Annotated in this window: 14 protein-coding genes, 2 tRNA genes and 1 pseudogene; 16 read left to right on the forward strand and 1 reads right to left on the reverse strand. The window is 49.4% G+C overall.

Annotation, left to right across the window (positions count from 1 at the left end; translation table 11 throughout):
* The first annotated feature begins 145 nt into the window (after window positions 1-145).
* The 8 genes and pseudogenes from ftsB to rpoS all read left to right on the forward strand — a co-directional run bounded on the left by ftsB (window position 146) and on the right by rpoS (window position 6,456).
* On the forward strand, window positions 146-418 hold the full coding sequence (gene ftsB, locus Q0852_RS18710) for a cell division protein FtsB (protein WP_299020594.1): 273 nt from the start codon (window positions 146-148) through the stop codon (window positions 416-418).
* Window positions 419-502: 84 nt separating this feature from the next.
* Window positions 503-1,201 carry a 2-C-methyl-D-erythritol 4-phosphate cytidylyltransferase gene (gene ispD, locus Q0852_RS18715; protein ID WP_299020597.1) on the forward strand — a complete coding sequence of 233 codons (699 nt, stop codon included), beginning with the start codon at window positions 503-505 and terminating at the stop codon, window positions 1,199-1,201.
* Window positions 1,201-1,674, forward strand: a complete 474-nt coding sequence (ispF, locus tag Q0852_RS18720) for a 2-C-methyl-D-erythritol 2,4-cyclodiphosphate synthase (RefSeq protein ID WP_299020634.1) — start codon at window positions 1,201-1,203, stop codon at window positions 1,672-1,674. The genes ispD and ispF overlap by 1 nt, the downstream gene beginning before the upstream one ends.
* Before the next feature lie 81 nt (window positions 1,675-1,755).
* Window positions 1,756-2,815: pseudogene (gene truD, locus Q0852_RS18725) on the forward strand (tRNA pseudouridine(13) synthase TruD).
* A complete protein-coding gene (gene surE / locus Q0852_RS18730) occupies window positions 2,796-3,545 on the forward strand; it encodes a 5'/3'-nucleotidase SurE (RefSeq protein WP_299020600.1) in 750 nt (249 codons plus the stop codon). Before truD ends, surE begins: the two are co-directional and overlap by 20 nt.
* Before the next feature lie 2 nt (window positions 3,546-3,547).
* A complete protein-coding gene (locus Q0852_RS18735) occupies window positions 3,548-4,177 on the forward strand; it encodes a protein-L-isoaspartate(D-aspartate) O-methyltransferase (protein WP_367278170.1) in 630 nt (209 codons plus the stop codon).
* 18 nt (window positions 4,178-4,195) lie between these two features.
* A complete protein-coding gene (locus Q0852_RS18740) occupies window positions 4,196-5,404 on the forward strand; it encodes a peptidoglycan DD-metalloendopeptidase family protein (RefSeq protein ID WP_299020602.1) in 1,209 nt (402 codons plus the stop codon).
* 56 nt (window positions 5,405-5,460) lie between these two features.
* Window positions 5,461-6,456: an RNA polymerase sigma factor RpoS gene (gene rpoS, locus Q0852_RS18745; RefSeq protein ID WP_299020604.1), complete on the forward strand. Its 996-nt coding sequence runs from the start codon at window positions 5,461-5,463 to the stop codon at window positions 6,454-6,456.
* A gap of 98 nt (window positions 6,457-6,554) precedes the next feature.
* On the opposite strand, the gene mutS is transcribed toward rpoS, so the two are convergent.
* On the reverse strand, window positions 6,555-9,125 hold the full coding sequence (gene mutS, locus Q0852_RS18750) for a DNA mismatch repair protein MutS (RefSeq protein ID WP_299020607.1): 2,571 nt from the start codon (window positions 9,123-9,125) through the stop codon (window positions 6,555-6,557).
* Between the two features lie 198 nt (window positions 9,126-9,323).
* Between mutS and pncC the strand changes: the two genes are divergently transcribed.
* The 8 genes from pncC to Q0852_RS18790 all read left to right on the forward strand — a co-directional run bounded on the left by pncC (window position 9,324) and on the right by Q0852_RS18790 (window position 16,399).
* Window positions 9,324-9,803: a nicotinamide-nucleotide amidase gene (gene pncC, locus Q0852_RS18755; protein WP_299020610.1), complete on the forward strand. Its 480-nt coding sequence runs from the start codon at window positions 9,324-9,326 to the stop codon at window positions 9,801-9,803.
* A 142-nt stretch (window positions 9,804-9,945) separates the two neighbouring features.
* Window positions 9,946-10,998 carry a recombinase RecA gene (recA, locus tag Q0852_RS18760; protein ID WP_299020612.1) on the forward strand — a complete coding sequence of 351 codons (1,053 nt, stop codon included), beginning with the start codon at window positions 9,946-9,948 and terminating at the stop codon, window positions 10,996-10,998.
* Window positions 10,999-11,114: 116 nt separating this feature from the next.
* Complete coding sequence (recX, locus tag Q0852_RS18765; protein WP_299020614.1) at window positions 11,115-11,576, forward strand: recombination regulator RecX; 462 nt, start codon at window positions 11,115-11,117, stop codon at window positions 11,574-11,576.
* Window positions 11,577-11,863: 287 nt separating this feature from the next.
* Complete coding sequence (alaS, locus tag Q0852_RS18770) at window positions 11,864-14,488, forward strand: alanine--tRNA ligase (RefSeq protein ID WP_299020617.1); 2,625 nt, start codon at window positions 11,864-11,866, stop codon at window positions 14,486-14,488.
* Between the two features lie 19 nt (window positions 14,489-14,507).
* Entirely contained in the window at window positions 14,508-15,686 is a 1,179-nt protein-coding gene (locus Q0852_RS18775; protein WP_299020620.1) for an aspartate kinase, read from the forward strand.
* Between the two features lie 99 nt (window positions 15,687-15,785).
* Window positions 15,786-15,983 carry a carbon storage regulator CsrA gene (gene csrA / locus Q0852_RS18780; RefSeq protein ID WP_036800069.1) on the forward strand — a complete coding sequence of 66 codons (198 nt, stop codon included), beginning with the start codon at window positions 15,786-15,788 and terminating at the stop codon, window positions 15,981-15,983.
* A gap of 230 nt (window positions 15,984-16,213) precedes the next feature.
* Window positions 16,214-16,305 (forward strand) — tRNA-Ser (locus tag Q0852_RS18785).
* A 21-nt stretch (window positions 16,306-16,326) separates the two neighbouring features.
* A tRNA-Arg gene (locus Q0852_RS18790) sits at window positions 16,327-16,399 on the forward strand.

Below are 16,399 nucleotides of genomic sequence, written 5' to 3' on the forward strand. Positions count from 1 at the left end.
TTCGGAACTAGTCACACCTTGCGCTTTGTGGGATTATTATCGTCTTGCAATTTCATAAACGAAGCGCATTATATTTTTTGCAATCTGATAGCGCTTCCAGTAGTACCTCAGGGTAAAAAAATCGCGTGAAAGAACGGGGAGTTGCATGCGTTTGTTAACCGTCTCGTTGCTGGCTGTATTATGTTGGCTTCAGTATGATTTCTGGCTTGGTAAAAATGGCATGATGGATTACCTTGCGGTGAAAGAAAATGTTGTGATACAGCGGCAGGCCAATGCAGAGCTGAAGCAGCGGAACAACCAGATGTACGCTGAAATCCATGATTTGAATCGTGGTCAGGAAGCGGTTGAAGAGCGTGCACGTAACGAGCTCGGGATGATAAAACCGGGAGAAACCTTTTTTCGTATTGTCGGTGATTAGGCCAATTTTTATAGCTGGATTTTCTTTCCAGAGCTGGCTTAATGAAATTGGTATCGCTTTAAACTTTGAATGAATTCCTTACCTATGACCGAGAAGATCACCGCAGTAGTGCCGGCTGCTGGCGTTGGTAGCCGAATAGCGGCAGACCGTCCGAAGCAATACCTGCAGATTGCGGGAAAAACAATTTTAGAACATACGATAGATCGCCTGTTTCGGCATCCGGCGATTGAGCGGGTGATTATTGCGATTAGCAACACTGACCCTTATTTTTCCGCTTTGCCATTAGCCAGAGATCCACGTATTACCGTCGTCGACGGCGGAGCAGAGCGTGCCGATTCTGTTTTTGCCGGCCTTGCTGCTATCGAAAATGAAGATAGTTGGGTGCTGGTGCATGATGCTGCACGTCCTTGCCTGCGTTATGCAGATTTGGATCGATTGATCCTAGAAGCTCGTCAAAGTGAGTGTGGCGCAATCTTGGCAGCGCCAGTGCGTGACACCATGAAGCGCGGCAATGGGCAAAATGGTATTGCTGAAACTGTCGAACGAAATGATCTCTGGCATGCCCTGACTCCTCAAATGTTTAAGGTTAAGCAGTTGCGTGATTCACTGCATCAGGCGCTGGAGCAAGGGGCGGTGATCACTGACGAGGCTTCTGCGCTTGAGTTTTGTGGTTTTGTGCCGCTTCTAGTTAAAGGGCGAGCCGATAACCTGAAAGTAACTCAGCCAGAAGATTTAGCCCTGGCTGAGTTTTATCTACAACTATTGACAAAGGAACAGCCATGATGCGAATCGGACACGGTTTTGATGTACACAAATTCGGTGGTGAAGGACCAGTGATTATTGGTGGTGTGGCTATTCCTTATGAGCAGGGGCTGATTGCTCACTCTGACGGTGATGTAGCATTGCATGCCGTTTGTGATGCCCTGCTCGGTGCAATCGGCGCCGGCGATATCGGTCGCCATTTCCCGGATACAGATGCTGAGTGGGAAGGTGCCGACAGCCGTTTCTTGTTGCGTGATGTCTATAGTAAAGTGAAGGCTAAAGGCTATCGTCTGGGTAACCTTGATGTCACTATCATTGCTCAGGCTCCGAAAATGGCGCCTTATATTGATGCAATGTGCCAGGTCATTGCCGAGGATTTGGATACCGATATTGAAAACGTCAATGTCAAAGCCACTACCTCGGAGCGATTGGGTTTTACCGGTCGTAAAGAAGGCATTGCCTGTGAGGCAGTTGTCTTAATTAATAAACAATAATGAATTTTTCCCGGTATGGCGTGCCATGGCCTGCTGTATTGGGTTTTGCAGTTTATATTGCTGCCAACATACGGTGTATCTATGTCTGATGTAATGGACAACTTTAGCTGGTTATACGGAAAACCAAGCAGTCAGGGGCGAATCAAAGTCCAGCCTGAACATTTTGTGGTTAAAGAATCTTTGGGTTTTGATTTTGCCGGAACTGGCGAACACTTCATGGTGAAGATCCGTAAAACGGGTGAAAATACCAAATATGTCGTTAACGAACTGGCTAAAGCGTGTGGGGTGAAATCCCGCGATGTTAGTTGGGCCGGTCTCAAAGACCGCCATGCTGTTACCGAGCAGTGGCTGAGCGTGCACCTGCCGGGCAAACCTGATCCAGATCTGACTCAGTTTGTGGCTGAACATCCGGGTGTTGAGGTACTGGAAACGGCCCGTCATGACAAGAAACTACGTCCGGGCGATTTGGTCGGAAACTGGTTTCAGCTCCGTCTGAGTGAGCTGGATAAACCGGATGATGTTGTTGTCCGTCTGGAGCAAGTTAAGTCGCAGGGCGTACCGAATTATTTTGGTGAGCAGCGTTTTGGCCATAATGGTAACAATGTGGTGAAAGCCCGGGCTTGGGGTAATGACGAGTTTAGAGTGCGAGACAAGAGCAAACGCAGTTTCTATTTGTCGGCAGCACGTTCTTGGTTATTTAATCTGGTGCTGTCGGCTCGCATCGAGCAAGGTAAGGTTCATACTGTGCTGGCAGGTGACTGGTTGCAGGCTGAAGCCGAACACTGTATTGCTGAGTTTATTATCCCGGAGCTACAGTCCAAGGTTGATAATGGCGAGTTAGCGATCACCGCTCCTATGATGGGAGATAACGCCTTGCCGACAACAGCTGATGCCGAAGCGATGGAGATGAGTATAGCAGAGCAGGAGCCTCTGTTGCTGAAGTTGATCCGTGATAACCGGATGCGTCATGAACGTCGTCCGCTGCTGCTGAAGCCGCAGCAGATGGAATGGCAACAGAAAGGTAATGATGTGATTGTTTCTTTTGCTTTACCGGCAGGTTGCTTTGCAACGGCGGTGGTACGTGAACTTATGATAGAGCGTGAGCTAGAGGATGGCGGACCATGCGAATTCTGATCAGTAACGATGATGGTATTTTTGCCGAAGGAATAAATACACTGGCGGCCGTTCTTGCTGAGGTTGCCGAAGTAACGGTGGTAGCACCGGATCGTAACCGCTCCGGGGCTTCGAACTCGCTGACTCTGGATTATCCGTTGCGCATTCGCGAAGAAGGGGATAACCGGGTTTCAGTGGAGGGCACGCCGACTGACTGTGTTCACTTCGCCCTGAATGAGTGGTTGGATTACCGTCCAGATATTGTCATTGCCGGGATTAATCACGGTGCTAATCTTGGTGATGATGTGTTGTATTCAGGAACCGTGGCTGCTGCGACGGAAGGGCATTTTTTGGGGGTGCCTGCGATTGCGGTATCATTGGTTGGCTCTAACCATTTTGATACGGCTGCGCAGGTTATCCGAGATGTGGTTGGACAGTTGACTGACAATCCTTTACCAACCAATAAACTATTGAATATCAATGTTCCGGATGTGCCTTATTCCGAACTGCAAGATTGGCAAGTAACCCGCTTGGGGGCTCGCCACCGGGCAGAAAAAATGGAAAAGGCGAAGGATCCGCGAGGCAAGGCAATTTATTGGCTTGGACCTCCGGGAGCATGTCAGGATGCCGGACCGGGAACTGATTTTTATGCCATTGAGCATAATCAGGTATCGATTACCCCATTGCAGGTGGATTTGACTGCGCATGATGCGATCGGTGGTATTGAACAGTGGGTAAAACATATGGAGACAGAATAAGGATGCGTTATGCGGAAGAACGGCATCGCTTAGTAACTTTCTTGCATCAGCTGGGTATTCGCGACGAAAAAGTATTACAGGCGATGTTAGCGGTACCCAGAGAGCTATTTATCGATGAAGCCTTATCTCATAAGGCTTATGAGAACAATGCCTTGCCTATTGGTAGTGGGCAGACTATTTCACAGCCTTATATTGTTGCCAAGATGACGGAGCTGCTGGAACTGCGCCCTGATTCTCGGGTATTAGAGGTTGGGACGGGTTCTGGTTATCAGACCGCCATACTGGCTCATATTGTCGAACATGTATTTTCGGTTGAGCGGATCAAGGCCTTGCAGTGGCAGGCCAAGCGTCGTTTTAAGCAACTTGATTTGCACAATATTTCCACCAAGCATGGTGATGGATGGCAAGGCTGGGCTGGCAAAGGGCCGTTTGATGCTATTATTGTGACGGCTGCTGCTGGTGAGATCCCGGCAGAGTTGTTGGCACAGCTTGCTGACGGCGGACGTTTGATCATTCCTGTTGGTGAAGAGTTCCAGGTACTGAAGTGTATCATGCGTCAAGGCGATCAATATATCTCCCAGGATGTTGAAGCCGTGCGCTTTGTTCCTCTGGTGGCAGGAGAGCTGGCGTAAGTTCCTATGAGCGTGGTGGTGAAGAAAGCAGCTATATGGCGAATGACGACGGTAGCAGCATGTCTGTTGCTGTCGGCTTGTTCTAGCCACATTCCGGCACCGGTTACAACAATCGGCAAGGATTATGAAAGTATCAAGCGGGGTAGTTACCGTGGTAGTTATTATGAGGTACAGAAAGGCGATACTCTGTATTTTATTTCATATATCACTGGTCGTGAAGTTAAAGATATTGTTGCCGCTAACAAACTTTCCCATCCGTATACTATTTTTCCGGGACAAAAGCTGCAGCTGTGGAAACCTAAATATGTTGCCCCTGCTTATGGTAAGGCCGGAACGGTTGCAGTTGTTAAACCCTCAGTAAAAACAGCAGCTAAGGTAGTGCAGTCGAAGCCGGAACCCAAACCAGTACCTAAGCCGGCCATTAAACCCTCAGTAAAAACAGCAGCTAAGGTGGTGCAGCCGAAGCCGGAACCCAAACCAGTACCTAAGCCGGCCATTAAACCCTCAGTAAAAACAGCAGCTAAGGTGGCGCAGCCGAAGCCGGAACCCAAACCAGTACCTAAGCCGGCCATTAAACCCTTAGTAAAAACAGCAGCGAAGGTGGTGCAGCCGAAACAGGGACCCAAATCAGTACCTAAGCCGGCCATTAAACCCTCAGTAAAAACAGCAGCTAAGGTGGTGCAGCCGAAACAGGAACCCAAACCAGTACCTAAGCCGGCCATTAAACCCCAGCCCAAACCAAAGACGTCTGTACAAAAAACAGCCAATAAAAATGTTGATCGCAAGCGGACAAAAGAGTACGCTCAAAATTCAAAAAGTAACAAGGTTGTTACAAAATCTGCAGGTAATACCAACAAGGTCGCCAGTTGGTCATGGCCTACCAAAGGGCGAATCATTGCTAAATTCTCCAGTGCCGAAAACGGCAACAAGGGTATCGACATTGCAGGTCAAAGAGGGCAGGCGGTTAAGGCATCTGCGGGAGGAGTGGTTGTGTACGCAGGTAATGCGTTACGCGGTTATGGCAACCTTGTGATCATTAAGCATAGCGAGGATTACCTCAGTGCTTATGCGCACAATGACAAGGTATTAGTCAGGGAGAAGCAGACGGTCGAGGCGGGGCAGAAGATTGCTTCGATGGGAAGCTCCGGAACCAAGAATGTACGTCTGCATTTTGAGATCCGTTACAAAGGTAAGTCCGTCAACCCGTTGAGGTACTTGCCGAAATAGACAACATGGCATAGTGAAGTTGTAATGTCTTGCTAACTCGCCATCTGGGAGGCGCTATGAGTAGAAGCAATACTGCTACAAATATCGAAGGCTTTGATTTTGAAGACGATATGGAATTAGACTCGGCTGAGATCGAGACCAAAGCCACATCGGCTGAAGAAACAACAAGTCGTGATGATGTCGATATATCGCAATATGGGACCACGCAAAAAGCCCTTGATGCGACACAGCTTTACCTGGGCGAAATTGGTTTCTCTCCGCTTCTAACCGCGGAAGAGGAAGTTTTGTATGCCCGCCGAGCCCTGCGTGGTGATGACGTTGCCCGCAAGCGCATGATTGAAAGTAACTTGCGATTAGTGGTTAAAATTTCCCGTCGTTACAGTAACCGGGGACTGGCCCTGCTGGATTTGGTCGAGGAAGGTAATCTTGGCCTGATCCGTGCCGTCGAAAAATTTGATCCTGAACGCGGTTTCCGTTTTTCTACTTACGCGACCTGGTGGATCCGTCAGACCATAGAACGGGCCATCATGAACCAGACCCGCACTATTCGCCTACCCATCCATGTCGTTAAAGAACTGAACGTTTACCTTCGTACTGCCCGTGAGTTAGCTCAAAAGCTGGATCACGAACCGACTGCGGAAGATATTGCTCAGAAGCTTGATAAGTCTGTCGAGGATGTGAACCGTATGTTGCGCCTCAATGAGCGTGTTGGCTCGGTTGATAATCCGATCGGCGGCGACTCTGAGAAAGCGTTGCTGGATATTATTCCGGATGAAAAGAGCGGCGGTCCGGAAACCTCAACCCAAGATGATGATATCAAGACATCGATTGTAACCTGGCTTCAGGAACTGAACCCGAAACAGCGTGAAGTACTGGCCCGTCGTTTTGGCTTGCTAGGTTATGAAGCCTCGACATTGGAAGATGTCGGCCGTGAAATTGGCCTGACCCGTGAGCGTGTCCGTCAGATCCAAGTAGAAGGACTGCGGCGTTTGCGTGATATGCTGACCCACCAGGGTCTAAATATTGAGTCCTTGTTTAACCAGGATTTGTAATCAATAACAGTATACGGTTCATCTGAACTGACTCAATGATTATCAGGTATAAAAAAGGACGCAAGATGCGTCCTTTTTCTATTTCTGCTGTTGTTGAATTATAACAATGCCTTCAGTCTGTACAGTTCATCTAGAGCCTGACGTGGTGTCAGCTCGTCTGGATTAAGGCCAGCCAGGGCTTCTTCCACCTCATTAGGCTCAGGGATCAGGCTCAGCTGCTGTTCGGCTTTCGGAACCATACTGGCCGGAGCTGTTGCCTGCTGGTGGCCGCTGGCTTCAAGTTGCTGAAGCTTGAGTTTAGCGCGTTTGATCACCGATTTCGGAACCCCGGCCAAGCTGGCTACGGCCAGACCGTATGACTTGCTGGCGGCACCTTCTTGAACGGCATGCATAAAGGCAATTTCATCACCATGCTCAACGGCATCGAGGTGAACATTTGCCAAGCCGTCAATTATTGAAGGTAGCTCAGTTAATTCGAAGTAATGGGTGGCAAACAGGGTCATGGCCGCAATTTTTTCGGCAAGCCACTCGGCACTAGCCCAAGCTAGAGACAGACCGTCATAGGTACTGGTACCACGGCCAATTTCATCCATCAACACCAAGCTGCTTTCGGTTGCATTATGTAGGATATTGGCAGTTTCGGTCATTTCAACCATGAAGGTTGAGCGGCCGGAAGCTAGATCATCTGAGGCTCCTATACGGGTGAAGATACGATCCAGCGGACCGATCTTGACCGAGTCAGCCGGTACAAATGAGCCGACATGGGCCATCAGGGCAATCAGCGCGGTCTGACGCATATAGGTCGACTTACCACCCATGTTCGGTCCGGTGATCACCAACATACGGCGATCTTTGTGCAGGGAAATCGGGTTAGCGATGAATGGTTCGCTCAGTACCTGCTCGACAACCGGGTGGCGTCCAGCACTGATTTCGATCCCGGTTTCTTTGCTCAGTTCCGGACGGCAGTAGTTGAGGGTATCAGCTCGCTCGGCCAGGTTAGCCAAAACATCCAGCTCGGAAAGTGCGCTGGCGATGTTCTGGAGCTGCTCTAGGTGAGGCAGCAGCAGATCAAACAGTTCTTCCCACAGTTTTTTCTCTAGCCCCAGAGCTTTTGATTTAGAGTTGAGGACTTTGTCTTCATGCTCTTTAAGCTCAGGAATAATATAACGTTCGGCATTCTTCAGGGTTTGGCGACGAACGTAGTGGCTCGGGACAAGGTGGCTCTGCCCACGGCTTACTTGGATATAGAAGCCATGAACCTGGTTGAATCCGACTTTCAGGCTATCGATGTCATGGTGTTCGCGTTCGCGGGCTTCCAGCTCTTCCAGGTACTTCGTCGCACCGTCAGCCAGGTCACGCCATTCGTCCAGTTCAGCATTATAGCCCGGAGCTAATACACCACCGTCACGGATCACAACCGGTGGGTTTTCGATAATTGCGCGTTCCAGCAATTCGCATAGCTCGTCCATTGGAGCGGCGTATAGGGCTAGCTCACCAATGCGTGGCTGGTTGAGTTCGGTCAGTAGTTCGGCCAGTTCTGGCAAATGCTGCAAAGCGGTCCGCATACGGGCCAGATCTCGAGGGCGAGCTGAACGCAGGGCCAAGCGGGCAAGGATACGCTCCAGATCTCCCATGTGGCGTAGTACCCCGGCGATGTCGGTGAACATTCCGGTATCTTTGAAAGCTGAAATGGCATCCAGGCGGTGGTTGAGCTGCTGCGCATCGCGGATAGGCTGGTGTAGCCAGCGTTTGAGCAGACGGCTGCCCATAGGGGTTGCAGTATAGTCAAGAACAGATGCTAGCGTGTTATCAAAACCGCCGGCCAGGTTTTGGGTCAGCTCCAAGTTGCGACGGGTGGCAGCATCCAGAACAACGGCGTGATCTTTGTTATCCTGGGTGATCGCACGAATATGCGGTAGGGCGGTACGTTGGGTGTCTTTGACATATTGTAGCAGGCAGCCGGCGGCGCACAGGCCGCGTTCCGCATTTTCGACGCCGAAGCCAACCAGATCACGGGTGCCGAATTGCATCGTCAGCTGCTGGCGTGCAGTTTCCAGTTCAAACTCCCACACAGGGCGGCGGCGAGTGCCATTAAATGGCTGGACTAAGCCCGGTAGTGCGAAGTCTTCCGGGTACAGCAATTCAGCCGGGAAGGTGCGCTGCAGCTCGGCTTGCATTGCTTCTTCGGTTTCCGGCTCGGTTAGCATAAAGCGACCGGAGGTGATATCCAGTGTTGCGTAGCCAAAGCCTTTGCTGTTTTGGTAAATGGCTGCAATCAGGTTATCGTGACGCTCGTTAAGTAGTGCCTCATCACTGACGGTTCCCGGGGTTACGATGCGGACGACCTTGCGCTCAACCGGACCTTTGCTGGTAGCCGGATCGCCAATTTGCTCACAGATCGCCACCGAGACCCCCTGCTGAACCAGTTTGGCCAAATAGCCTTCAACAGCGTGATAAGGTACACCAGCCATTGGGATTGGCTGGCCATTGGAGGAGCCGCGTTTGGTCAGGGATATATCAAGTAACTGAGAGGCCTGTTTCGCATCATCAAAAAATAGCTCGTAGAAGTCGCCCATCCGATAGAACAGAAGAATATCAGGATTTTCGGCCTTGATCCTCAAAAACTGCTGCATCATGGGGGTGTGCTTTTCTAAACCTTTCACTGTCACGATATTGCCTGCTTGCTTGTTCCGATTGGTATAAAACCGGGAAATTTTCTGGAGGGTTAGGATACGTGAATCGAGCAGGACGGCAAAGGGGCAATTATGTTTTTTAAGGCTTCTTCTTCCTATTGCTGAGTTGCCGGAATCCAGTGGTGGGAGTAAGGTAGCGACAGCAGAAATAATCAGTATAAGGAAGTCGAGTTGATGCAATTGGCACAGACATTGGGGCAAGTCCTTGCCCGTAAAGGCTGGGTGGTGACCACTGCAGAATCTTGTACCGGCGGCGGTGTGTCGACCGCGATCACCGATATTGCTGGCAGCTCCGGTTGGTTTGACCGGGCGTTTGTTACCTACAGTAATGAAGCCAAGCAGCAGATGCTGGGTGTATCAGAGGCAGCGCTGGATCGGTATGGTGCAGTCAGTGAGCCGGTCGTGAAGGAGATGGCGGCTGGAGCACTGAAGTCTTCGCTGGCTGATATTAGTGTTGCAATCAGTGGGATCGCCGGGCCAGGAGGAGGCAGCGAGACCAAGCCGGTTGGCACTGTTTGTTTTGCCTGGGCAGATAAAACAGGCTGGATGGCCGTCGAAACCTGTTTTTTTGAGGGTGATCGCAATGCGGTAAGACAACAGGCCATTGAAAAATCACTCTCTGGTATGTTGCAGCGCTTGAAGCAGCTGGGCTGAGTGGAAATGACCTGTTGCAGAGAATGGGCATGGGACAAAAAAATTTTCATCCAGCGCTAGACACTGTATGAATAGACAGTATACTAGGCTTCATACACAGATAACCTCCGTTATTAACTTTAAGCATCCGTTGGAGAGTCGAATGGACGACAACAAACAGAAGGCTCTTGCCGCAGCGTTAGGCCAGATTGAAAAGCAGTTCGGTAAAGGTTCCATCATGAAGTTGGGCGATAACCGTACAATGGATATTGAAACCGTATCTACGGGTTCCCTGTCGCTTGATATCGCACTTGGTGCTGGTGGTTTACCAATGGGGCGTATCGTTGAAATCTATGGTCCTGAATCATCAGGTAAAACGACGCTGACACTTGAAGTTATCGCGGCGGCACAAAAACAAGGCAAGACGTGTGCCTTCATTGATGCCGAGCATGCGCTGGATCCTATCTACGCTCAGAAGCTGGGTGTTGATATCGACAATCTGCTAGTGTCGCAGCCGGATACCGGTGAGCAGGCGCTGGAAATTGCGGATGCTCTGGCTCGTTCTGGTGCTGTTGACATTATGGTTGTTGACTCCGTGGCAGCACTAACGCCTAAGGCAGAGATTGAAGGCGAGATGGGTGATAGCCACATGGGTCTGCAGGCTCGTATGCTTTCGCAGGCGATGCGTAAGATCACCGGCAACCTGAAAGCGTCTAACTGTATGTGTATCTTCATCAACCAGATCCGTATGAAGATCGGTGTGATGTTTGGCAACCCTGAAACCACTACCGGTGGTAATGCACTGAAATTCTACGCTTCAGTACGTCTTGATATTCGCCGTACCGGTGCTATTAAAGATGGTGATGAGGTGGTTGGTAACGAAACCCGCATCAAGGTTGTGAAGAATAAGGTAGCAGCACCGTTCAAGCAGGCTGAAACTCAGATCCTGTACGGTCAGGGCTTTAACCGTCTGGGTGAGCTTGTTGATCTTGGCGTGAAGCATAAAATGGTTGAGAAGGCCGGTGCATGGTATAGCTACCAGGGTGACAAGATTGGCCAAGGTAAGGCGAACGCTTGTAAGTACCTGGGTGAACACCCTGAAATTGCCGAAGAGCTTGAGAAGAAGTTGCGTGAGCTGCTGTTGACGACAGCTGCACCAGCAACAGAAGAAGCGCAAGCTGAAGCGGCTGATGCCGAAGAAGATCAGGCGTTCTAATTCGCTCTCCAGATAGCTGGTAAAATATTATATTGTCTTGCCCTTTGGGCGAGGCAAACAAAGCGGGCCTTGTACGATAAAGTACAGGGCCCGTTTTGTATATCGAGGTAAAGGACATGAAAAAACAAGCACCAAAGCAAAGCGCCAAAGAAACGGCTGTTGGTTACCTGTCGCGTCGTGATCATGCCGAGAAAGAACTCTGCCAGAAACTGAAGGGGCGTGGTTACAGCGAGCAGGATGTTGCCGCGGCCATCGCTTATTGCCAAGACTATAATTGGTTAGACGACGCCCGATATGCATCGATGATGGTACGAAACGGGGTTGGCAAAGGATGGGGAGCGTTGCGGATCAAACAGGAGATGAAGATGAAAGGGGTTCATGCGACGGTTATCAGCCAGGCCATGGACGAGGTCGAGGTTGACTGGTTTGAGCATGCCCGTGATGTTGCTCAGCGCAAGTTTGGCAATAGCGAAATGGATACACCGAAAGAGAAAGCCCGCCGTTTTCGGTTTATGCAGTATCGCGGATTTGATTTCGAGCAAATCCAGTATGCGTTGAATGCCGAGGATGAATATTAACGGCTTTTCCTGTTTTTTGTCGGTTTCGCGGACTTTTTCATGGAAGCAGAAGCTCTATTTGGTGTTATGGCTGCTTGTTAAAATACAAATTGCGTTAATTTTTAACATAACATTTCCCGTATCCCCCGCCGTTGTTTTACAATAGCCCCCAAAGAATTTATTTTATTCGTTTAAACCTATTGCTGTAAGTGCTAGCAAAGACGCTAAAATTCTTAGAGGAATAGGTCATATCATCGCTCTTGGGCGATGTTTTCGGTTTTATAAAAGCATTTATTCAGGATTTGCCAATGTACATGAGCACTGATGAGATTCGCCGTGCGTATCTTGCGTTTTTTGAGAGCAAAGGTCACCAGATCGTAGAAAGCTCTTCTCTTGTACCTGCTAACGACCCAACACTGTTGTTTACCAATGCAGGTATGAACCAGTTTAAAGATACATTTTTAGGTATGGAAAAGCGCAGCTACACTCGAGCGACTACAGCTCAGCGCTGTGTACGTGCTGGTGGTAAGCACAATGACCTTGAAAATGTAGGTTTTACAGCCCGTCACCATACATTCTTCGAAATGCTGGGTAATTTCAGTTTCGGTGATTATTTCAAGCAAGATGCGATCAAGTACGCGTGGGAATTTCTGACTGACGTGCTTAAGCTTCCTCAGGACCGCCTGCTGGTGACTGTCTATGAGACTGATGACGAAGCATTCGATATCTGGAATAAAGAAGTAGGAATTCCAGCTGATCGTATCGTTCGTATCGGTGACAAGAAAGGCGGTAAGCCTTATGAGTCAGATAACTTCTGGCAGATGGGTGACACTGGTCCTTGTGGTCCGTGTACTGAGATCTTCTTTGATCACGGCGAGCACATTTGGGGTGGCCGTCCTGGTACGCCGGAAGAAGATGGTGACCGTTTCATCGAAATTTGGAACAACGTATTTATGCAGTTCAACCGTCAGGCCGACGGTAAGATGGAACCGCTACCAAAGCCTTCTGTTGATACCGGTATGGGTATCGAACGTATTGCGGCGATCATGCAGGGTGTTCACTCGAACTACGAGATTGATATCTTCCAGACGCTAATTAAAGAAGCGGCGGCAGTTATTGGTCATGATGATCTGTCAAACCAGTCGCTACGCGTTGTTGCCGACCACATCCGTTCATGTGCATACCTGATTGTTGATGGTGTAATGCCATCAAATGAAGGCCGTGGTTACGTACTTCGTCGTATTATCCGTCGTGCAGTTCGTCACGGTAACAAGCTGGGCGCGAAGGGTGCTTTCTTCTACAAACTTGTTGGTCCTCTGGCTGAGATCATGGGTACAGCCGGTACTGAGCTGAAGAAGCAGCAGGAAATGGTTGAGAAGGTACTGAAGATCGAAGAAGAGAACTTCGGCCGTACTCTTGACCGCGGTATGACAATTTTGAACGAAGCTCTCGATAACCTGGATGGCAAGGTGCTGGACGGTGAAACAGTATTTAAACTGTACGACACCTACGGTTTCCCTGCTGACTTGACTAACGATGTTGCTCGCGAACGTGGTTTCTCTATCGATGAAGAAGGCTTCAACGATGCAATGGAAGCCCAGCGCCAGCGCGCCCGTGAAGCAGGCCAGTTCGGTGTTGACTACAACGATGCAATTAAAGTTGAAGCGACAACTGAGTTTAATGGTTACTCTGTGGCGGAAGGTGAAAGTGAGGTTGTTGCTCTGTTTCGTGACGGTGCTGCAGTAGACAGCGTCAGCGCAGGTGAAGAAGCGCTTGTGGTACTGAATAATACTCCTTTCTATGCTGAGTCAGGTGGCCAGTGTGGTGATACCGGTGTAATGACTGCTGCTGGTGTGAAATTCGACGTTGCTGATACTCAGAAGTTCGGTGCTGCGATTGGCCACAAAGGTACACTGGCAGAAGGTGCACTGAAAGTGGGTGACAAGCTGACTGCGACAGTTGATGCGGCACGCCGCGCGGCAATTAGCCTGAACCACTCTGCAACGCACCTGTTGCATGCAGCACTACGTAACCTTCTGGGTGAGCATGTTGCGCAGAAAGGTTCTTTGGTTAAACCAGAATCACTGCGTTTTGACTTCTCTAACCTAGAAGCGGTGAAGCCAGAGCAACTACGTGAAGTTGAGAGTGTGGTGAACGAGCAGATCCGTCTGAACCACTCTATCGATACCGACATCATGGATATCGAGGCTGCGAAAACTAAGGGGGCTATGGCCCTGTTTGGCGAAAAATATGACGATGAAGTTCGTGTATTGAGCATGGGTGAATTCTCTACCGAGCTTTGTGGTGGTATCCATGCCAAGAATACGGGTGATATCGGCCTGTTCAAGATTGTTTCTGAAGGTGGCATCGCTGCCGGTATCCGTCGAATTGAGGCGGTAACTGGTGAGGCTGCAATTGCGGCTCTGCATGATCAGGAAGCATTGCTGGCTGAAACAGCAAGCCTGGTGAAATCAGATGTAGCTTCAGTAGCAACGAAAGTCAGTGCGTTGGTTGCTCACAGTAAGCAACTTGAGAAAGAAATCCAACAACTGAAAGATAAGCTGGCGGCGCAAGAAAGTGCGGGTCTTATCAATCAGGCACAAGAGATCAATGGCGTGAAAGTATTGATTTCGAAGCTGGACGGTGCAGACAACAAAGCACTACGTGGCATGGTTGACGAGCTGAAGAACCAGCTGGGCAGCGGTGTTGTCGTACTGGGTAATGTTAATGGCGACAAAGTTGGCTTGATTGCCGGTGTAACCAAAGATTTGACTGGCAAAGTTAAAGCGGGTGAGTTGGTTAACCTGGTTGCTCAGCAAGTTGGCGGTAAAGGTGGCGGTCGTCCGGACATGGCTCAGGCGGGTGGTACGGATGCTGCTGCACTTCCTGCTGCTCTGGAATCAGTAACTCCTTGGTTGTCCGAGAAACTGTAAGAATACTTGGAGAGGTGAAGTGGCACTATTAGTGCAGAAATTTGGTGGTACTTCGGTAGGTTGTATCGAACGCATTGAAGCAGTCGCTGAGCGCGTGATAAAGGCGCGCCAGCAAGGTCATCAAATAGTAGTGGTAGTTTCGGCCATGGCTGGTGAAACGAACCGCTTACTTGGTTTGGCTAAGCAGATTGATGAAGTACCAACACAGCGCGAGCTGGACGTACTTCTGTCAACGGGGGAGCAGGTAACAATAGCGTTGCTTGCTATGGCATTGAACAAACGTGGGTTTAATGCCACTTCCTTGACGGCAGATCAAGTTACTATCCGGACGGATAATGCATTTAATAATGCCAGCATCATTCAGGTAGAAACCGATAATCTGACTACATTACTCGACCAGGGCAACATTGTTGTCGTGGCCGGGTTTCAGGGGCGTGATGGCAACAATAACATCACGACCCTTGGCCGTGGTGGCTCTGACACCACGGCAGTTGCTATTGCCGGCGCGCTGGATGCAGACGAGTGCCAGATTTTTACGGATGTTGATGGTGTCTATACAACAGACCCGCGCTTAGTGCCGCAAGCTCGTCGCCTAGAGGTTGTTCATTTTGATGATATGACGTCGATGGCACGAAATGGTGCGAAAGTGCTACAATTACAGTCAGTTGAATATGCACAGCAACACCGTGTTCCTTTGAGGGTTCTTTCTTCGTTTGAAGAAGGAGAGGGGACACTGGTCAGTTTCGACAGCTCTGCCGCATCAGATATAGTTGGGATAGCAATTAAGAATCAGCAAACTTTGCTAGAAATTGATATGCCGCTATCGGAACTACAGGAGCAATTGAACCTGTTTGGGATGACTGGTTGGTGCAAGGCAGTGAATGCAGATTTAACGCAATTTGTTACAGCAAATGACGATTTGGCACGCCTAAGGCTTGTGCTGGATAAAAAGATGCACCAGGTAGCTGCCGTATCAACCCTGTCTGTCGTCGGGGATGATATGTCAGGTAAGGCCGAGAGTATTTTGGCCGAGCTTGTCGAGGGGGAGATTTTGGTTCGTCAGTATAAACGGTCGACTCGTTGCCTCACATTGTTGATAAATGAGGAAGATCATCAATTAGCTGTAAATATCGTCCACAAAAGGTTTGTGGTTGAGCCGGAAAGTCTGGATAATCGACCACTTCTCGCTGTTTCTTGAGCAGTGACCATTTACGCTATTCGTTAATGGAGGCGTAAATATTGTTGGATAATAAACGTTAAACTCTTATAAAACTGAGATTACTCAAGGAGCATCCGAATGCTAATTTTGACACGTCGCGTAGGTGAAACGCTAATGATCGGTGATGAAGTCACTGTGACTGTATTGGGCGTTAAAGGTAACCAGGTTCGCATTGGTGTAAATGCACCAAAAGAAGTATCTGTACACCGTGAAGAAATCTACATGCGCATTCAAGCGGAAAAGGAAACCGGCACCCAAGGTTCTGGTAACTACTAATTCGAAGAAGGTCGGCCATTAATTGCTGGCCTTTTTTGTGCCTGTGATTTACTGGTACGCATAGTGGGAATTACGCCACTTTATTGAAAATAAGTAAGTTAGTGTGGTGTTTACGTAGGATTAATTGTCGTATTGGCTATTAAGTGTGCGTACGCACGGTGAATGTCATTTTTTCATGATAAAGTGTTTGACTTATTTTCGGCTGGCAGTAATATGAGCCCCCGCAAGACGGTGAGGTGGCCGAGAGGCTGAAGGCGCTCCCCTGCTAAGGGAGTATACGGTTTATCCCGTATCGAGGGTTCGAATCCCTCCTTCACCGCCATTTCTTGCAACGATTATCTGCGCGTCCGTAGCTCAGCTGGATAGAGTACCTGGCTACGAACCAGGCGGTCGGAGGTTCGAATCCTCCCGGACGC

The organism is uncultured Photobacterium sp. (genome assembly GCF_947502415.1).
GTDB lineage: Bacteria > Pseudomonadota > Gammaproteobacteria > Enterobacterales > Vibrionaceae > Photobacterium.